The 17,516-nt window shown below is 38.4% G+C and carries 10 protein-coding genes; 5 read left to right on the top strand and 5 right to left on the bottom strand.

Annotation, left to right across the window (positions count from 1 at the left end):
• Positions 1-44 precede the first annotated feature (44 nt).
• The 5 genes from IL355_RS15110 to IL355_RS15090 form a co-directional block, all read right to left on the bottom strand.
• Positions 45-2,423, bottom strand: coding sequence for a GumC family protein (locus IL355_RS15110; protein WP_192462953.1), 2,379 nt, complete (start codon positions 2,421-2,423; stop codon positions 45-47).
• A gap of 22 nt (positions 2,424-2,445) precedes the next feature.
• Complete coding sequence (locus IL355_RS15105) at positions 2,446-3,231, bottom strand: polysaccharide biosynthesis/export family protein (RefSeq protein WP_192462952.1); 786 nt, start codon at positions 3,229-3,231, stop codon at positions 2,446-2,448.
• 37 nt (positions 3,232-3,268) lie between these two features.
• Entirely contained in the window at positions 3,269-5,200 is a 1,932-nt protein-coding gene (locus IL355_RS15100; RefSeq protein WP_192462951.1) for a polysaccharide biosynthesis protein, read from the bottom strand.
• A gap of 5 nt (positions 5,201-5,205) precedes the next feature.
• Entirely contained in the window at positions 5,206-6,291 is a 1,086-nt protein-coding gene (locus tag IL355_RS15095) for a DegT/DnrJ/EryC1/StrS family aminotransferase (protein WP_192463091.1), read from the bottom strand.
• A 301-nt stretch (positions 6,292-6,592) separates the two neighbouring features.
• Positions 6,593-7,579, bottom strand: coding sequence for a UDP-glucuronic acid decarboxylase family protein (locus IL355_RS15090; RefSeq protein WP_192462950.1), 987 nt, complete (start codon positions 7,577-7,579; stop codon positions 6,593-6,595).
• Positions 7,580-7,909: 330 nt separating this feature from the next.
• Between IL355_RS15090 and IL355_RS15085 the strand changes: the two genes are divergently transcribed.
• The 5 genes from IL355_RS15085 to IL355_RS15065 all read left to right on the top strand — a co-directional run bounded on the left by IL355_RS15085 (position 7,910) and on the right by IL355_RS15065 (position 17,502).
• Positions 7,910-9,307: a UDP-glucose 6-dehydrogenase gene (locus tag IL355_RS15085; RefSeq protein WP_192462949.1), complete on the top strand. Its 1,398-nt coding sequence runs from the start codon at positions 7,910-7,912 to the stop codon at positions 9,305-9,307.
• Positions 9,304-10,317, top strand: a complete 1,014-nt coding sequence (locus IL355_RS15080; RefSeq protein ID WP_192462948.1) for an NAD-dependent epimerase — start codon at positions 9,304-9,306, stop codon at positions 10,315-10,317. Before IL355_RS15085 ends, IL355_RS15080 begins: the two co-directional genes overlap by 4 nt.
• Positions 10,318-10,459: 142 nt before the next feature.
• A complete protein-coding gene (locus IL355_RS15075) occupies positions 10,460-11,743 on the top strand; it encodes a nucleotide sugar dehydrogenase (protein ID WP_192462947.1) in 1,284 nt (427 codons plus the stop codon).
• A gap of 415 nt (positions 11,744-12,158) precedes the next feature.
• Positions 12,159-15,476: a PKD domain-containing protein gene (locus IL355_RS15070; protein WP_192462946.1), complete on the top strand. Its 3,318-nt coding sequence runs from the start codon at positions 12,159-12,161 to the stop codon at positions 15,474-15,476.
• A gap of 289 nt (positions 15,477-15,765) precedes the next feature.
• A complete protein-coding gene (locus IL355_RS15065; RefSeq protein ID WP_192462945.1) occupies positions 15,766-17,502 on the top strand; it encodes an Ig-like domain-containing protein in 1,737 nt (578 codons plus the stop codon).
• Positions 17,503-17,516 lie beyond the last annotated feature (14 nt).

The following is a 17,516-nucleotide window of genomic DNA, read 5'->3' as shown; positions in this document are numbered from 1 at the left end:
AAAAACCTTGATAAAATCAAGGTTTCAAACAATTGGCTAAAATATTAAAATTTCCACCATTTCTTTTGGGTTTTGCCGTAGCCATACCCATATTTTCCTCCATACCCCAATTTACTGGCCTCCACATCATTAACTACAAAGGAAAGGTCTTTTAGTTTACCTTCTTCCTTTAGTTTTATGGGGTATTGGACTGCTTTTGTTTCGGTAACACCAGCCCTTGTCACATAAATCATCAAATCTGAATACTCGCTGATAAGAAGGGTATCCGTTACTACCATTAAAGGTGCCGTATCCACAATTACATAATCATAATCTTTGGAAACCTGGTCCAAGAGTTCCTTGATTCGTGAACTCATTAACAATTCCGCCGGATTGGGAGGGATTCTACCGGAATAAATGACATCTATAGTATTGTGATGAACTAGCATAGGATTAACAATATCCTTGACTTCCAAGGTATTGTCATAAAGGTACTCCGTTAAGCCCGCATCTTTATTTCTACTAGGCTTGGACATCTTATCTACATCGTTCCCAGTGAAAAAGGTATATAGTTTTGGATTTCTAATATCACCTCCAATTAATAACACTTTTTTATTGGTACTTGCCAATATCATGGAAAGATTGGTTGAGAGAAATGTTTTTCCCTCTCCTGGAACACTGGAGGTAACAAAAACTACATTTCCTCTTCCAGTATTTTTCTCTTTGGTTTTAAGTAAATAATCAAGGTTGGTCCTAATAATTCTAAGGGACTCGGCTAAAACGGACCTATCTTCTTTAATGACCAGTTTGCCATCATTCTTGGATAATTTTGGTAACTCCCCAAGAATAGGAACATTCTTTACTTCCTTTTCCAAGGAGTACATACTGTGAACTTTATTATCCAACAAATCATGCCCATATATTATGGAGAAGGGAACTAGCAAACCTAAAATTATGGAAGCCAAATAAATGATCTTCTTCTTTGGAGATACCGGCAGGTTACTAACGCTATACGCCCTATCTATTACTTTGGACTTTGGAGAGCTGGAAGCAGCCGTAATTTGAGCTTCCTCCCTTTTTTGTAATAAATAAAGATAAAGGGACTCGGTTGTCTGCTGTTGTCTTGTAATATCCCTAAGAGCTCGCTCATTGGCCGGAGACGAGTATATTTTGGAATTAAAACGAGCTTGCTGACTACTCAGTGAGTTTACGGTCATACCCAAGTTGTTCACCGTTCCTCCGAGACTGGACTGCATACTATTTTTTAGCCCGGCAATCTGTTGGTCTAAATTTACGATAACAGGATTTTTCTCATTGGAACTTTTTAAGAGCCTTCTCCGCTCCAATACCAATTGATTGTAACGGTCTATAGTACTCGTAATACTGGGGTCCGAAAGTCCCAAGTTAGTAGGTAATACCTCGTAACTTCCCTGCTGCTGCACTAATTGTTGCATCGATGCCGCAATATTCAACTGATTACGGGCATTGGCCAATTCTTGTTGGTTGGCTACACCTACATTAAGGTTTACATTCGTCTCAGCCGCTATATCCGTAACCCCTCGCTCCGTTTTAAAGTCTTGGGCAGATTGGTCAACACTAGATAGATCGGTTGCAATATTGGCAATCCTTTCATCAATAAAGTTCGAAGTTCTATCAGCGATGATTTGTTTATCTTCAATAGCATTTTGATTATAAACATTGACCAAGGCATCAAGAATATCCGTTGCTTTTTCCTTTATGGCATCTTCCAACGTGAGGTTCACGATATTGGAAAATTCTCCCGGATTGGAAACTATTATGCTTTTTTGATACGCTTGTGCTACTTCACTGATCGGATTTACCGCCACCCTAAGTTGCCTGTCTTTGTAATTTTCGAAGACTCCTACGTTTGGTGTAATTACGATATCACCAATGGGCGTGGGAATATTTTTACCAAAAGCATATACCTTGACCGGCTTGTCCTCTTCTTCCGTAAAACCAAATGTGGTGGAAGAGGCGATGGTAATAAAAAATTCATATTTAGCCCTGTTCAGTACGCTATCCGCAGCAATAAAACTAATATTGACAGGAGGGTTCCTATAAAGCTCCATCTCTTTAATGTTCCCCTGTAATAAAATCTTACTGTTCAGGTTTAAGTCCTTGACAACTTGAATGAAATTTGACCTAGAATTTATAATCTGCAATTCATCCTCAACCTTGTTCTTGCCGCCTCCTAGGATAGGAATGTCTTGAAACACATCCAACTCAGAGCCAGAAGCCTTATCCTCCAGTATTTGAATCTGTGTCTGTACGGCATATTTAGGAGTAGCATACCGAATATATATGAATGCTAGAATAAGAGCTATCAAAATACTCAGTAAAAACCACTTCCAATGCTTTAAATAATTGTCAAGGGTTTCCTTTAGGTCTAAATTACCCGCAAAACTTGTGGAATGAGAACTCATTGGTATCTTTTAAAATTCAATCCTAGTTTGTTCTAGTGATCAATAAAACGGTTGACGTGATTAATAAAGAGGCAACCGATACATAAATGGAAGCTCTATTGTCTAAAGAAGATGTTTTAATAGCTGAATTATTGGGCTCAACATAGACCACATCGTTCTGGGTCAAGTAATACACAGGAGAACTCAAGGCATCTTTGTTGGTCAAATTAATACGGGTATACACCTTTGTTCCGTCAAAATCCCTAATGACCATAACATTTTCCCTTAACCCCTTAATAGTTAAATCACCTGCAAGCCCTAAAGCTTCTAAAACAGTAATTCTCTCCCCGTTAACCGGGTAGGTTCCAGGTCGGTTCACCTCACCTAAAACAGTTACACTAAAGTTCCTTAATCTTATATTGATAATGGGGTCCTTAAGATATTCCGACAAACGATCTCTTAACAACATACGCACCTCTTCGGCAGATAAACCAGCAATTTTTATTTTCCCTATCACAGGAAAATCTATTTCACCATCTTTATCAACTAGGTAATCTACTTGCTCGGGTCGTCCAAAACCGCCTTCTTCAGAAGCACCTCTAAACAGGTTAAAGGGTGCACTTGCTTCCTTATCCAGAGTTGAAACATAAATACTGACCTGATCGTCTACTTTAAATTTGGGAGTAAAACTATTTTTATCCACCAAGGTCTCAAAGTCTCCTGTGTTTTGAAAATAAACCACTTCTTTCCTGGATGCGCAAGAAGTTAGTACAAATGAGGTAATAGATACTAAAAACAGAAATCTAAAGGTTGTTTGTAAGCGATTCATATAGTAAAATTTTTAGGTGCAATGATAGTGAAAAAGATTATAAAACTTTCTTTAATGGTGCTGTCTTCGTGCGTGACTCTTTCTTTTTGTCAAGATTACATAGCTCAGAATTGTTAGAAATATATTCCGGAACAATTTCCTTCATCAAAGCAACCGTACTACCATTAAAGAACATATTGGAAACACAAAGTTCATCGATTTTGGATCGCACATGGGTATAATCAACTTCCCTAGTTTTACTGATCATTATCTTTTTGTGATATGTAGGTAGGGTATTCTCCCCATTGGCCAAAAGTTCCTCATACAATTTTTCCCCAGCCCTAAGTCCCGTAATTTTTATATCGATATCCTCAGGATACTTCAGACCGGATAATTTGATCATATTCTTGGCCAAATCAAATATCTTAACGGATTCTCCCATATCAAATATGAAGATTTCCCCGCCATCACCCATGGCACCTACCTCCAAAACTAATTGAGAAGCTTCCGGAATGGTCATAAAAAAACGGGTTACTTCCGCATGTGTAACGGTCAAGGGCCCTCCTTTTTCAATCTGTTTTTTGAACAATGGAATAACGGATCCATTTGAGCCCAATACATTACCAAATCTAGTAGTTATGAACTTGGTTTTACCCTCCTGTTGCATACAACTAACATACATTTCAGCAATTCTTTTGGTAGCCCCCATTACGTTTGTTGGGTTTACCGCTTTGTCCGTAGAGATAAGTATGAACTTTTCTACGCCATGGGCCATTGAAAGATCAGCAACAACCTTGGTTCCCGCGATATTTATCTTAATGGCCTCATAGGAGTTATACTCCATAAGGGGCACGTGTTTATAGGCTGCTGCATGAAACACGATATCAGGCCTGTGTTCTTGAAAAAGATTGTTCAACCGATTTTTGTCACGAACATCTCCCACCACCGGAATGAAATTATGGTAGCCATTTTGTTTCAATTCTTGTTGAAGGTCATAGAGTGCAGATTCTGCTTGATCAATGATCAACAGTGATTTGTACTCATAAGTACAGAGCTGTCTTACTATTTCACTACCTATAGACCCGGCACCACCTGTAACAAGCACCACCTTATTTTTTACTTCATCCGAAATTTTAGAGTTACGAATGCTAATAGGAGCCCTATCCAATAAATCTTCAATTTGAATTTGCTTGATTTGAGAGACCTTTAGCTCGCCATTGATCCATTGCTCTACAGGAGGGACAATCTTTACTTGTACTGGAAAATCAACCAGCCCTTCTACTAATAACTTAAGATGACTAGGATCAATATTTTGGATAGAGAAAATAACTTCCGATATGCTATTTTTTACAATAAAATCCTTTGAAAGAATGTCTTTGTGAAAAACCTTTACCCCATTAATTTGTTTACCTACCTTTTTTACGTCTTCATCTACGTATCCCACAACTCTTACCCTACTTTTGGTATGGTTTACCAAGGCATTTTGTGTAAGAATTCCGGATTCGCCAGCACCATAAATCAATACGTTCTTATTGATTTTAAAATCACGGGCCATAAAATTGTTATACAGGGACTTAAATACATACCTGGAGCTAGTTAGCGCAACAAAGCTCAATAAACTATGAATGATAATTATGCCTAAAGGGACAGTAAAATTATCAAAAACTCCAAGTTCCCTATTAAATAAGACCATGGATATCAACAGAATACTGGATAGACAAATGGCATTAAAAATATTATACACATCCCTAACCCCTGTATGTCTTACTACCCCCTTATAGGAACCAGTAAATACGAAGGACGCCGCTGATATTAAGGAAATAATAGGCAATTGAACGAACAATTTGTCAATATCAAAATCCAAGGTTAGGTTAAACCTAATGATGTATGAAAGAACAAAAGAAACGACAATCATGCAAACGTCTATGAGCAAGACCAGCCATTTGGATGCATATCTATGGGCGTTATTGACCAAAAAATTCTTTATCATGGTTGTTATATTACATTTTTAATAAGGGCAACTATTCTATGTAAATCCTCTTCTTCAAGATTTGAACCGCTAGGCAAGCAAAGACCACGGTTGAACAAATCTTCTGAAGTACCATCCGTATAGTTTGCACAATCTTTAAATATAGGTTGCAAATGCATGGGTTTCCATAAGGGCCTCGATTCAATATCCTCATCCAAAAGGGCTAATCTTATTTTCTCCCTGACCTCAAAAGAAGGTGTCAAAATACAAGTAAGCCATCTATTGGAGTAATACCCAGATGGCTCATTTAAAAACTCAATATTTGAATTTTCTGTTAAGTGTTCTTTATAAAAGTCATGATTGAACCTTCTGGCCGCCACTCTATCATCCAAAACCTCCATTTGGCCACGACCAATTCCTGCCAATACATTACTCATTCTATAATTATAACCCACATGGGAATGCTGATAATGTGGGGCATCATCCCTAGCCTGTGTGGCCAAGAATACAGCTTTTTTCTTATGTTCCTCATTTTTGGAAACTAAAGCCCCCCCTCCTGAAGTGGTTATAATTTTATTTCCATTGAAGGAAAAGACCCCTATATCCCCAAAACTACCACATTTAATACCCTTGTAAGAGCTTCCCAGCGCCTCCGCACTATCCTCAACAATGGGTATTTGGTATTTTTTTGAAATTTCTGTAATCTCGGTAACCTTATAGGGCATGCCGTAAAGGTGAACGGCTATGATTGCTTTTGGCCTTTTCCCTTGGGCAAGCCTCTCCTTAATAGCTTTTTCCAATAACTCTGGAGAAAGATTCCATGTATCACTTTCGCTATCCACAAAAATTGGGGTAGCGCCTAGATATTTAATGGGATTGGCAGATGCCGAAAAGGTAAAACTTTGACAAAGTACTTCATCCCCAAAACCTACACCTAAAAGTTCAAGGGCTAAATGAAGTCCGGCAGTACCGGAACTAAGGGCGGCAACATGTACATTTTCATCGACATAGTTTTCAATGGCCTTTTCAAAATTATTTACATTGGGTCCTAAGGGTGCCACCCAATTGGTATCAAAGGCTTCTTGTACAAATTTCTGCTCGTTTCCGCCCATATGGGGAGAAGACAACCAAATTTTATGATGTGTCACTGTTTTCACTAGCTAGGGTTTAATTCTTTTAAGATTGGGGTATTAAAAAATAAGCTTAACAATTTAAAGCAGCGTAAAACTAATTCTTAAAAGGTTCCATTAGGATATATTTGGTTAAAGATGTTGAAATAATCGGTTAATCGCATCATAATCCCAATTACACATTAAAAGCAATCATCAATACATACGGCCTAAACAGGTAAAAAGACGTAATAAAGACCCTTATAGCAACGCTCAAAATTATAGCGAACTCAATTCTAGCACCTTAGCTTCTATTATATTCTGCAAAATCCTTATGCTCCTTTTTATATAATTCGTCTTCGGGCAAGGATTTAAAATAGTCATAGGTTACCTTCATTCCTTCCTCTCTAGAAACTTTTGGCTCCCACCCCAGTATTTCCTTAGCTTTTGTAATATCGGGTTGGCGTTGCATGGGATCATCTTTTGGCAAGGGCTTGTAAATCACCTTTTGATCGGTACCCGTAAGTTTTACGATTTCCTCGGCAAAATCACGAATGGTTATTTCATGAGGATTACCAATATTTACGGGCATATCGTAATCACTCAACAATAACCTATAAATACCTTCCACCTGATCATCCACATAGCAAAAGGAACGGGTCTGGCTACCATCTCCAAAAACGGTCAAATCTTCCCCTCTCAAAGCTTGGCCAATAAAGGCAGGTATGACCCTTCCGTCATTCAATCGCATACGCGGACCATAAGTATTGAAAATACGAACAATCCTAGTTTCCAGACCATGAAAACGGTTGTACGCCATAGTAATGGACTCCATAAATCGTTTGGCCTCATCATACACTCCTCTTGGCCCAATGGTATTTACATTCCCATAGTATTCCTCAGTTTGCGGATGCACTAAGGGATCTCCATATATTTCTGAAGTAGAAGCAATTAAAATACGGGCCTTTTTAGACTTTGCAAGACCCAATAAGTTATGGGTACCTAAAGCCCCAACTTTTAAGGTCTGAATAGGAATTTTCAAATAATCTATGGGGCTCGCTGGAGAAGCAAAGTGCAGAATATAATCCAATTCGCCTGGCACATTAACAAACTTACTAACGTCATGATGGTAGAACTCAAAATTCTTGAGCTTGAACAGATGCTCGATGTTTTTTAAATCTCCCGTAATAAGGTTATCCATTCCAATAACATGGTAACCCTCTTTAATAAATCGATCGCACAAATGCGATCCCAAGAACCCCGCTGCGCCGGTTATTAATATTTTTTTCATTTCGAAAAGTTCAATTGGTATTAGTTGATTTTTGCACTTGTCTTATATATACAAACAATTGGCACGAAGATAATTACTCTTCACCTAACTGAAAGCACATCCCTACAAAAAATACTACCAATCACACAATTTATTGGTTGAATTACCAAGCTGAAATTTATTAGTACCCCAAACTTTAGAATTGCTATTTGCCCTCGGAATCAATTTTTATCAAAGAACGGAAGCCAAATCGGATGAACTTAACCTTAAATAATCCTATTTAAACGAAAAAAAGTAGGTTTTTTTTGAGTTATTTGGTAATCTTTGCAACCGAACGAAATGAATTTTACCATGAAAGAAGTAAATAAAATATGCTGCATTGGTGCAGGATATGTGGGCGGACCTACCATGTCTGTTATAGCAAGTCAATGTCCGGAAATAACGGTGACCGTTGTTGATATCAACCAAACTAGGATTGACCAGTGGAATGACGAGGATTTGGACAATTTGCCCGTTTACGAACCGGGGCTTAAAGAGATTGTTGGGGAAGCAAGGGGCAAAAACCTCTTCTTTTCTACGGATGTGGACAAAGCCATTGACGAGGCAGAAATCATTTTTATTTCGGTAAACACGCCTACCAAGACCTATGGTAAGGGAAAAGGACAAGCGGCCGATTTAAAATTTGTGGAGCTTTGTGCCAGAAATATTGCCAAAGTGGCCAAAACCGATAAAATAGTTGTTGAGAAATCAACTTTACCTGTACGTACTGCCAGTGCCATTAAAAGCATCTTGGAAAACACCGGTAATGGCGTCAACTTTGAAATCCTTTCCAATCCTGAGTTTTTGGCTGAAGGTACTGCTGTAGAAGATTTGTTAAAAGCTGATAGAGTTTTGATCGGTGGAGACGATACCCCTTCCGGTCAAGAAGCCAAAGATACCTTAAGCTCTATTTATGAGCACTGGCTTCCCAAAGAACGTATTTTACAGACCAATGTATGGTCTTCAGAACTATCTAAATTGGTAGCCAACGCCTTTTTGGCCCAACGTGTTTCATCCATCAATGCCATCTCCGCATTATGTGAAAGAACGGACGCTAACGTAGCCGAAGTTTCTCGAGCCATTGGAACCGATAGCCGTATAGGACCTAAATTTTTAAATGCCTCTGTCGGGTTTGGGGGTTCTTGTTTCCAAAAAGATATTCTCAACTTGGTATATATCTCCAGAAGCTTCGGGCTGACCGAAGTAGCCGATTATTGGGAACAGGTGATTATTATGAACGATTACCAAAAAAGAAGGTTTGCAGAAAACATTATCTCTACCCTTTATAATACCGTTTCAGGAAAGAAAATTGTTTTTTTTGGATGGGCTTTTAAAAAGGACACCAATGACACCCGAGAATCAGCCGCCATCAATATTGCGGATGCACTTTTAGAAGAAAAAGCGGAAATCGTAGTTTATGACCCTAAAGTATCGGAAAAACAGATTTATGCAGATTTGGATTATTTGGGTACTCGTTCCCCAGAGGAGAACAAAGCCCTGCTAACCGTTGTCACGGATCCAATTGATGCGGTTAAGGATGCACATGCCGTTGCGATACTTACGGAGTGGGATGAATTCAAATCCTATCCATGGGACGCTATTTTTGAAAAAATGTTAAAGCCCGCCTTCGTTTTTGACGGTCGTAGAATTTTGGATAAGGAAAAAATGGAATCGATAGGCTTCCAATATTACAAAATAGGTCAGTCATGAAAATTTTAGTGACCGGAGCCGCTGGCTTCATCGGCTACCACCTTTGCGAGAAATTGGTAAAGGAAGGGTATGAAGTAATTGGATTGGATAATATTAATGATTACTATGATGTAAACCTTAAGTTTGGCCGATTGGAACAATTGGGCATTGATAGGGAAAAAGCAACCCATTTCAATGAAATTGTAGAAAGCTCTCTTTATGCTGGCAAATTCTCTTTTGTACGAATGAATTTGGAAGACAGGGAGGCTTTGCCCAAATTATTTAAAAAGGTCGCTATTGGAAAGGTGTGTAATCTTGCGGCACAGGCAGGAGTACGTTACAGTATTGAAAATCCTGAAACGTATATAGACAGCAATATAGTTGGATATCTCAATCTTTTGGAATGCTGTAGACACCATAAGATAGCGCATTTGGTATATGCTTCCAGTTCCAGTGTGTACGGACTCAATGAAAAGATTCCGTTTTCAACGAACGATACTGTTGACCACCCTATCAGTCTTTACGCGGCGAGTAAAAAGAGTAATGAACTCATGGCGCATACCTATAGCCATCTTTTTGATATTCCAACTACTGGATTGCGTTTTTTTACCGTTTACGGACCGTGGGGAAGACCGGATATGGCACTCTTTCTATTTACGGATGCTATTGCAAAAGGTGAGCCTATCAAAGTTTTTAACCATGGTAAAATGGAAAGGGACTTTACCTATGTGGATGATATTGTAGAGGGAGTCTATAGAATTCTTACAGGCACCTTGGACAACAGACCTAAATACAAAGTCTATAATATTGGAAACAATAACTCCGTGAAATTAATGGACTTTATTGAAGCTATTGAAAATAGCATGGGAAAAAAGGCCAAGAAAAACATGATGGACATACAACCAGGTGATGTGGAGCGAACTTGGGCAGATGTTACTGATTTAATGGAGGATTATGGCTATAAACCGGATACTCGGGTATCCACGGGCATTGAAAACTTTGTAAAATGGTATCAAGAGTATTATTCATAATAATCATTAATATAATCAATTAATCCAAACCCATGATTTAATCATGGGTTTTTTATTTTCAATTTATCAAACTTTCAATTACAAACTTAAACTCATATAAGGAATCGATTTATTAACTTCGGGGTTTGTAAAATTTGTTTTAATGACTCAATCAAAAATTGCCATTATCGGCCTAGGATATGTTGGCCTTCCACTAGCTCGGTTATTTGCCACCAAATATCCAGTTATTGGATTCGATATCAATGAAATTAGAATAAGCGAACTCAACAATGGGACTGATAGCACCTTAGAGGTAAGTGATCAAGAACTACAAAATGTTTTGGTGAGCACTCCTCAAATAGAAAGTAATGGCCTCTTTTGCACCAATCAATTAGATGCCATATCCGATTGCAATTACTACATTGTTACCGTACCTACCCCGGTAGACAGTACCAACAGACCTATTTTGACCCCACTATATAAGGCGAGTGAAACGGTGGGTAAAGTGCTGAAAAAGGGGGATGTTGTAGTATATGAATCTACTGTATATCCTGGGGTAACCGAAGAAGAATGTGTTCCGGTATTGGAAAGAGCAAGCGGTTTAAAATTCAATCAAGACTTTTACGTAGGCTACTCCCCAGAACGTATCAATCCGGGAGATAAAGAGCACACCGTAGAAAAAATCTTAAAGGTAACTTCCGGGTCCACTCCTGAAATAGGCAAAAAAGTAGACCAACTTTATTCCTCGGTTATTACTGCAGGAACCTATTTGGCTTCCACTATAAAGGTGGCGGAAGCTGCTAAAGTCATTGAAAACTCGCAACGGGATATCAATATTGCTTTTGTCAATGAACTGGCAAAAATATTTAACCTAATGGATATCGACACCCAAGCCGTTTTAGAAGCTGCCGGAACTAAATGGAATTTTCTCCCCTTCAAACCAGGATTGGTTGGTGGACACTGTATAGGAGTTGATCCTTATTACTTGGCACAGAAAGCTCAGGCCTATGGCTACCACCCAGAAATTATTTTAGCAGGAAGGCGCATGAACGACGGGATGGGTAAATATGTGGCATCGGAAATTATCAAATTGATGGTGCAAAGGGAAATCAAGATTAAAAATGCCAAAATACTGGTTTTAGGCATCACTTTTAAGGAGAATTGCCCTGACGTACGCAATACCAAGGCCGTGGATGTAATTAAGAATCTAAAGGAGTATGGCACTGAAGTTACCCTTTATGACCCGTGGGCTTCCCAAAAAGAGGTAAGGGAGGAGTTTGATTTGGACATGTGTTCCACAATGCCCAATGAACTCTTTGATGCAATTGTATTGGCCGTAGCACATAAAGAATACCAAAATTTAAATCTTAGGTCTTCCTTGAAGCCAAATGGAATTATTTATGATGTAAAAGGAATAATTAAGGAGCCTGTGGAAGGTCGACTATAAAAAAGAATTGCAAGAAGTAAAAGGAAAGGGGCTGTTAAGCCCCCTTTTTTTGTTGTATTTTCTTCCAAAATTTTTTATTAACAAAACTTTAACACACCCGCTGCAATAGACTGCAAATGCCTTTATTAAAGGCAGCAAGAAGTTGAAGCTCTACTGTTCATCGATTTTTTTATTAAAAAAAAGTTAAAAAAGAGTTCACTGTAATCCATTTCAACTGAGTCTTACGTACATCTCTTCTTGCTTCAAACACTTTTATTTTTAACTCTTTAGAAGCCAAAAAAAGAAAGTAGGCAAAAAATTTTGTCACTCAATTATAGGGTCTATTTTTGCGCGGATTGCTTTTCGTCGATGATTATTTCATTTCATCGATAGTCAATCTAGAAGATTAGAAAATAGTTAACATTTTACCTACCCTATGAACTTTTACCCCACAAAAGTGAACAGGTCCTTTTTGGTCACTGTATTCGTATTTCTTGTTTTAATTCTATCTTGTTCCAAGGACAGCGATTTTTTAAAAGATGCCATTTTGGACCCCAATACCCCTACCGTAAGTTCCGAAGAAGTAGATTCTGAGGATGAGGAGGTTGTTGAGGAAGAGGAAGTGTTGGAAGAAGAGGAAGGAGTTGTAGAAGAGGAAGCCGAAAAGGTTCCTACGGAAATAAGAACAACCATCTTCACCCCAATTCACGATGCCCACTTACAAAGTGGCAAAGGGTATAATGACCACCTCATTCGATTAGAAGAAAACCATAGGGAAAGTTATTTAATGTTTGATTTAAGCCAAATCGACTCCATAGGAGGTTCCTTGGCAGAAACACATTTGGAATTTACCATTGCCACAGATGATGGTCATGGAACCATATCGGTACACAAGGCCGTGGAGGGAAGTTGGACAGAGGAAGACCTATCAGATACCACCGCCCCACAAGTTGATTCGCTTCTGGGCGCGACCACCAATGACTATAGGGTAGGTCAAACAGAGGAAATTATCTTAAAAGAAGACAAGCTTGATCCCGGACTTATCACCTTGGTTTTAAAGCATGAAGACGGCGATGATGTGGCCTTTGCCTCCAAAGAACATCCAAGCCAAAAAGGTCCAAGACTCGTTGTTGTTTATGAAGCGCCACAAGATGCAGAGGCCATTGTTGGGGATGAAATGGAAACGATAGAAGTTACTGACCAAGACCGGGAGGAAGAAAACCCGGAAACCGATACGCCCAATCAAGAAGAGGAACCAGATAGTTCGGGAGAAGAAAACACTCCTGAAACGAACGAGGGAGAAAACCCGGAAACCAATACTCCCACTCAAGAAGAGGAGCCAGATAGTTCAGTAGAAGAAAACACTCCTGAAACGAACGAGGAAGAAAACCCGGAAACCGACACGCCCGTCCAAGAGGAAGAGCAAACAGAAGATGAAACGGCCGCACCACCGGTTAGTAATGACAATGAAGCACCCAAGGCCATTGCTGAAGCAGACGTTACTAAAGGCAACGCCCCTTTAAAGGTTACTTTTAACGGGGAAAATTCCTCTGATGATATCGCCGTAGTAAGCTACGCGTGGGATTTTGCAGATGGTAACTCCAGTAAGGAAAAGAATCCGGTACATACCTTTGAAAAAGCAGGGGAACATAAAGTACGTTTAACCGTTAAGGACGAGCAAGGAGCTTCCAACACCCAAACCTTGACCATTACGGTCACCGAAGAGGAAAAAAGTGCTCCGGTTGCCAAAATAAAGGCCTCCACTACTTCAGGAACGGCACCTCTTAAAGTTAATTTTTCCTCTGCAGAATCTTCGGACAAAGACGATGATATAGCTAGCTATGCATGGAATTTTGGCAATGGTAAAACATCCACTAGTGAAAGTACATCTACTACTTTTGATAAAGCCGGAACCTATGAAGTAGCACTTACGGTGAAGGACAAAGCGGGCTTGACCGGCAAGGCCACTCTAAAAATCACTGTGGAAGAGGAAGAAAATGAGGCCCCTAAGGCCTCGGTCTCTGCCGACAAAACTTCTGGTGAAGTACCTTTAGAGGTTCAGTTTAAGGGAAGTAATTCTTCAGATGACAAGGAAATAGATAGTTATGCATGGGACTTTAAGGACGGTTCCAAAAGCAGTGGGTCCAACCCTAAATATACCTTTACCAAAGCGGGTACGTACCAAGTGAGCTTAACCGTAAAGGATGAGGAAGGTTTATCTGACAGTAGTAGTATTACCATTACGGTCAAGGAAAAACAAAATGAGGCCCCAGTGGCAAGAGTAAGTGCCACCCCTACCAGCGGCGAAGCTCCTTTAGATGTGCAATTTAAGGGCAGTAATTCAAGTGATGACGATGACATTACTAGCTATTCCTGGGATTTTAAGGATGGTTCTACAGCAACCAGTGTAAATCCGTCCCACACCTTTAATGATCCTGGCACTTATAAAGTAAGCCTTACCGTAAAGGATAGTGATGGAGTAACGGATACGGAGACCATTACCATTGAGGTATCACAAAAAAGTTCTGGAGGTGGTAGCAATACAGGCAACTATCCTTCCAATGCCGTATTTGCATCTGATTTTGGATTTAACTCCAGTGATGCAACTGATGCAATTTATAGTGCATTGACATCTGGCAGTTCTTATGTAGTTATAGACAAACAAAGTAGTGATTGGATTGTCAAACCGTTAAAACTATTTAGATTAAGTAACATGACAATTGTATTTGAACAAGGCGTAACTTTAAGGGCCAAGTCAGGTGCTTTTTCATCCTCTAGCAGCATCTTATTTCAATTAGTATCTCCTGAAAACATTACTATTGAGGGAAATGGTGCAACTTTAAGAATGAACAAGTCAGAATATAATTCAATGGAAAATAGGCATGCGCTATCAATTCATAGTGGCAACGATGTAACTGTTAAAAACTTGACTTTAAGGGACAGTGGCGGCGATGGCATATATATTGCCGGTGGAAACAGCAGCAACTATTCCAAAGACATAACCATAGACGGTGTTGTTTGCGATAACAATAGAAGACAGGGAATGACGATTATTAGTGCCGAAAATGTCTACGTACGAAATTCAACTTTTAAAGGCTCAAGTGGTGCAGACCCGGAATCAGGAGTTGATTTGGAACCCAATAACTCAGATGAGCGATTGGTTAATATAAATTTTGACAATTGTAAATTCACCGAGAATGATAGCCATGGAGTACTTATTTCTACAGGAAAGTTGAAAAGTTCTTCAAAACCAATTAGCATTTCTATAAAAAACAGTGAATTTAGTAATAATGTTAAATCCCCTAGTGGAGGCGTTTCAACAACGGATTTATTTGTTACTCAAGGCCTTACTACTAACCCGGTAAAAGGTAGTGTTAATTTTCAGAACGTTAAATTTAGTAATATAAGATACAAGGCCATTATGATTAAGAAAGCTGCGGAGGCATTTAAAGTAAGTTTCAGTAGTTGCTCCGCATATAATATATCTAGAAACGGAAATGACCCTGGCATTTATTTAGAAGCCTATTCCGGAGAGAACTCCACAGGAAATTTGGCATTCGATAATTTTTATATGGAATACTCTAAAAATGTCCCCTTTATGAAAGTGAATGCTCCTAATAGCGGTCATATACTAAGGGACATCTCTGGTTCATTCCGAATTAATGAGCCAAACAACAACCCGTTAGAATATTCCGGAGGATACTCATCTAATAGCAATAGTAACGTAAATATTAAGGTTAGCTACGTAGATTAAAAATCTCATCATAATTGAAAAAAGGGGAAAGGCACTTAAATAGGTGCCTTTCCCCTTTTTTACCAAACTGTATTAAAATAAAAATGGACGAATTATAATCAAATTTCTTAACGAAAGATGCATTTCATCTAAAATTTGAATTTTGGACAACAAAAAGGTATTTTATTAGTTCTTCACTAAGATAATCCGATAAAATAACCCAGTTATCGGTTCTACGAATAAGTTTAAAAAAATTTGCTACAGTCAGGTCCCCAAATCTTGAGGGTAGCGTTAAAATCCTACTTATGCTATGTTGTCAATTACTTTTTATAAAAAAATTTTATCAAAATTTATTTTTGTAATCTTTATCTTACATTTTTCCTGCTCAAAAGATACTGATTTGCTATCTTCACGTTTAATTTCCGATTCTCTTCAAGAGTTTGGGAATGAACTAATTATTAAGAATGATATCTACTATTTTCAAGGTTCAAATGAAATCGTCCTTAATGTTTTAGACAATGACATCATAAACGATGAAAATAATGTGAAGATTATAACCACAACTCAACCTGAAAATGGATCAGTAGAAATTAATTCGGACAATACCTTAACTTACTCTCCCAATAATGAGGTTGAAAGTTCACAAAATGTTTCATCAACCGCAGATATATTAGAAGCGGAAAATCAATCGACTACTGAAGAAAATATCGAGGAAGATACTTTCACTTATACGGTCGAGACCACAGATGAAAATGGACAAAGCACAACCAAAGAGGGAAAAGTAACTATTGAATTTAACAAATATCATCACGAGCTAAAAGCCTTTCCTGACGCTCAAGGTTTCGGGAAGTTTGCATCAGGTGGTCGTGGAGGCAGAATTATAGAGGTTACTAATCTAAATAACAATGGACCTGGTAGTTTAAGAGCTGCTTTAGAAGCTGAAGGTCCACGAAATATAGTTTTCCGGGTTTCTGGCACGATAGAATGTGATTCTTATCTTGTAATCAAAAATGGTAATGGAAACGTAACGATTGCCGGACAAACCGCTCCTGGCGAAGGTATAGCAATTAAAGGTGCGGAATTAAGAATACAGGCTTCTAATGTGATTGTTAGACACATAAGAATAAGACCTGGTGACGAAACATCAGGATCTAATGAAGACGCGCTAAGAGTCGTAGCCTATAAAAACACTTCAGTTAAAGATGTAATTATTGATCATTGTAGTATAAGCTGGGGTAAAGATGAAAACATAGAAATTGGGGGTATCGGAGGAACCAGTAGTGTACAAAATGTCACTATTCAAAACTCAATAATAGGTGAAAATATAAATACTAAATACGGTCTTCTGTTATGGAACAGAGCAAAAAATATAAGTGTTTATCAAAACTTATTTGTACATAATAAGGAAAGGAATATAAGATCTTCCACCTGCACATCAAGTTTTGAAATGATAAATAATTTAATTTATGGTTTTAAAGATGCAACATATCCTACTTATGAGAATCAGTTCGATATTATAGGGAATGTTTATAAGTCAAATCCAGGATTGAAGGCCAACAAAACAGTTATACAACTAACAGCATCTTTAAATAACTGCCCAGATGGTAATATTTCTCAAACTGAAGCCTATATTAAAGATAATATACTAGACGGAGAAAGTGCCTCTTACTCATCGAATATTCAGCCCTATATTAAAAGTAGTAAAATATTCAATTCTGGAATTGAGCCAATGAAATCATCCTCAGTTGAGTCTTATGTCCTAGAGGATGTAGGAGCAACAAAACCAAGTAGAGACTCTTCCGATAGAAGAGTTATCAACAACGTGATTAATGGAGATGGAGGTCTTCTCTCATCCGCAAATAGTGTTGGGTATCCGAACCTTAAGTCTGGTGAGGCTTATCCGGATGAAGATAAGGATGGTATGGATGATGAATGGGAAATCAAGGTAGGCCTAGACCCAAACAATAGTTCAGATGCAAATCTCGATGCCAATCAAGACGGTTATACCAATTTAGAAGTATTTTTTCATTACTTAGCTACTTTATAATATGTTAGCTTTTT

The sequence above is a fragment of the Euzebyella saccharophila genome, assembly GCF_014855495.1.
Taxonomy (GTDB): Bacteria; Bacteroidota; Bacteroidia; order Flavobacteriales; family Flavobacteriaceae; genus Euzebyella; species Euzebyella saccharophila.
The sequence above is the reverse complement of the archived record's forward strand: the minus strand, read 5'-3'. Positions and strand labels throughout refer to the sequence as shown.

Coding starts and splice junctions, on each gene's coding strand:
- IL355_RS15110 (WP_192462953.1), bottom strand. CDS start 2,423: ATGAGTTCTCATTCCACAAGTTTTGCGGGTAATTTAGACCTAAAGGAA.
- IL355_RS15105 (WP_192462952.1), bottom strand. CDS start 3,231: ATGAATCGCTTACAAACAACCTTTAGATTTCTGTTTTTAGTATCTATT.
- IL355_RS15100 (WP_192462951.1), bottom strand. CDS start 5,200: ATGATAAAGAATTTTTTGGTCAATAACGCCCATAGATATGCATCCAAA.
- IL355_RS15095 (WP_192463091.1), bottom strand. CDS start 6,291: ATGGGCGGAAACGAGCAGAAATTTGTACAAGAAGCCTTTGATACCAAT.
- IL355_RS15090 (WP_192462950.1), bottom strand. CDS start 7,579: ATGAAAAAAATATTAATAACCGGCGCAGCGGGGTTCTTGGGATCGCAT.
- IL355_RS15085 (WP_192462949.1), top strand. CDS start 7,910: ATGAAAGAAGTAAATAAAATATGCTGCATTGGTGCAGGATATGTGGGC.
- IL355_RS15080 (WP_192462948.1), top strand. CDS start 9,304: ATGAAAATTTTAGTGACCGGAGCCGCTGGCTTCATCGGCTACCACCTT.
- IL355_RS15075 (WP_192462947.1), top strand. CDS start 10,460: ATGACTCAATCAAAAATTGCCATTATCGGCCTAGGATATGTTGGCCTT.
- IL355_RS15070 (WP_192462946.1), top strand. CDS start 12,159: ATGAACTTTTACCCCACAAAAGTGAACAGGTCCTTTTTGGTCACTGTA.
- IL355_RS15065 (WP_192462945.1), top strand. CDS start 15,766: ATGTTGTCAATTACTTTTTATAAAAAAATTTTATCAAAATTTATTTTT.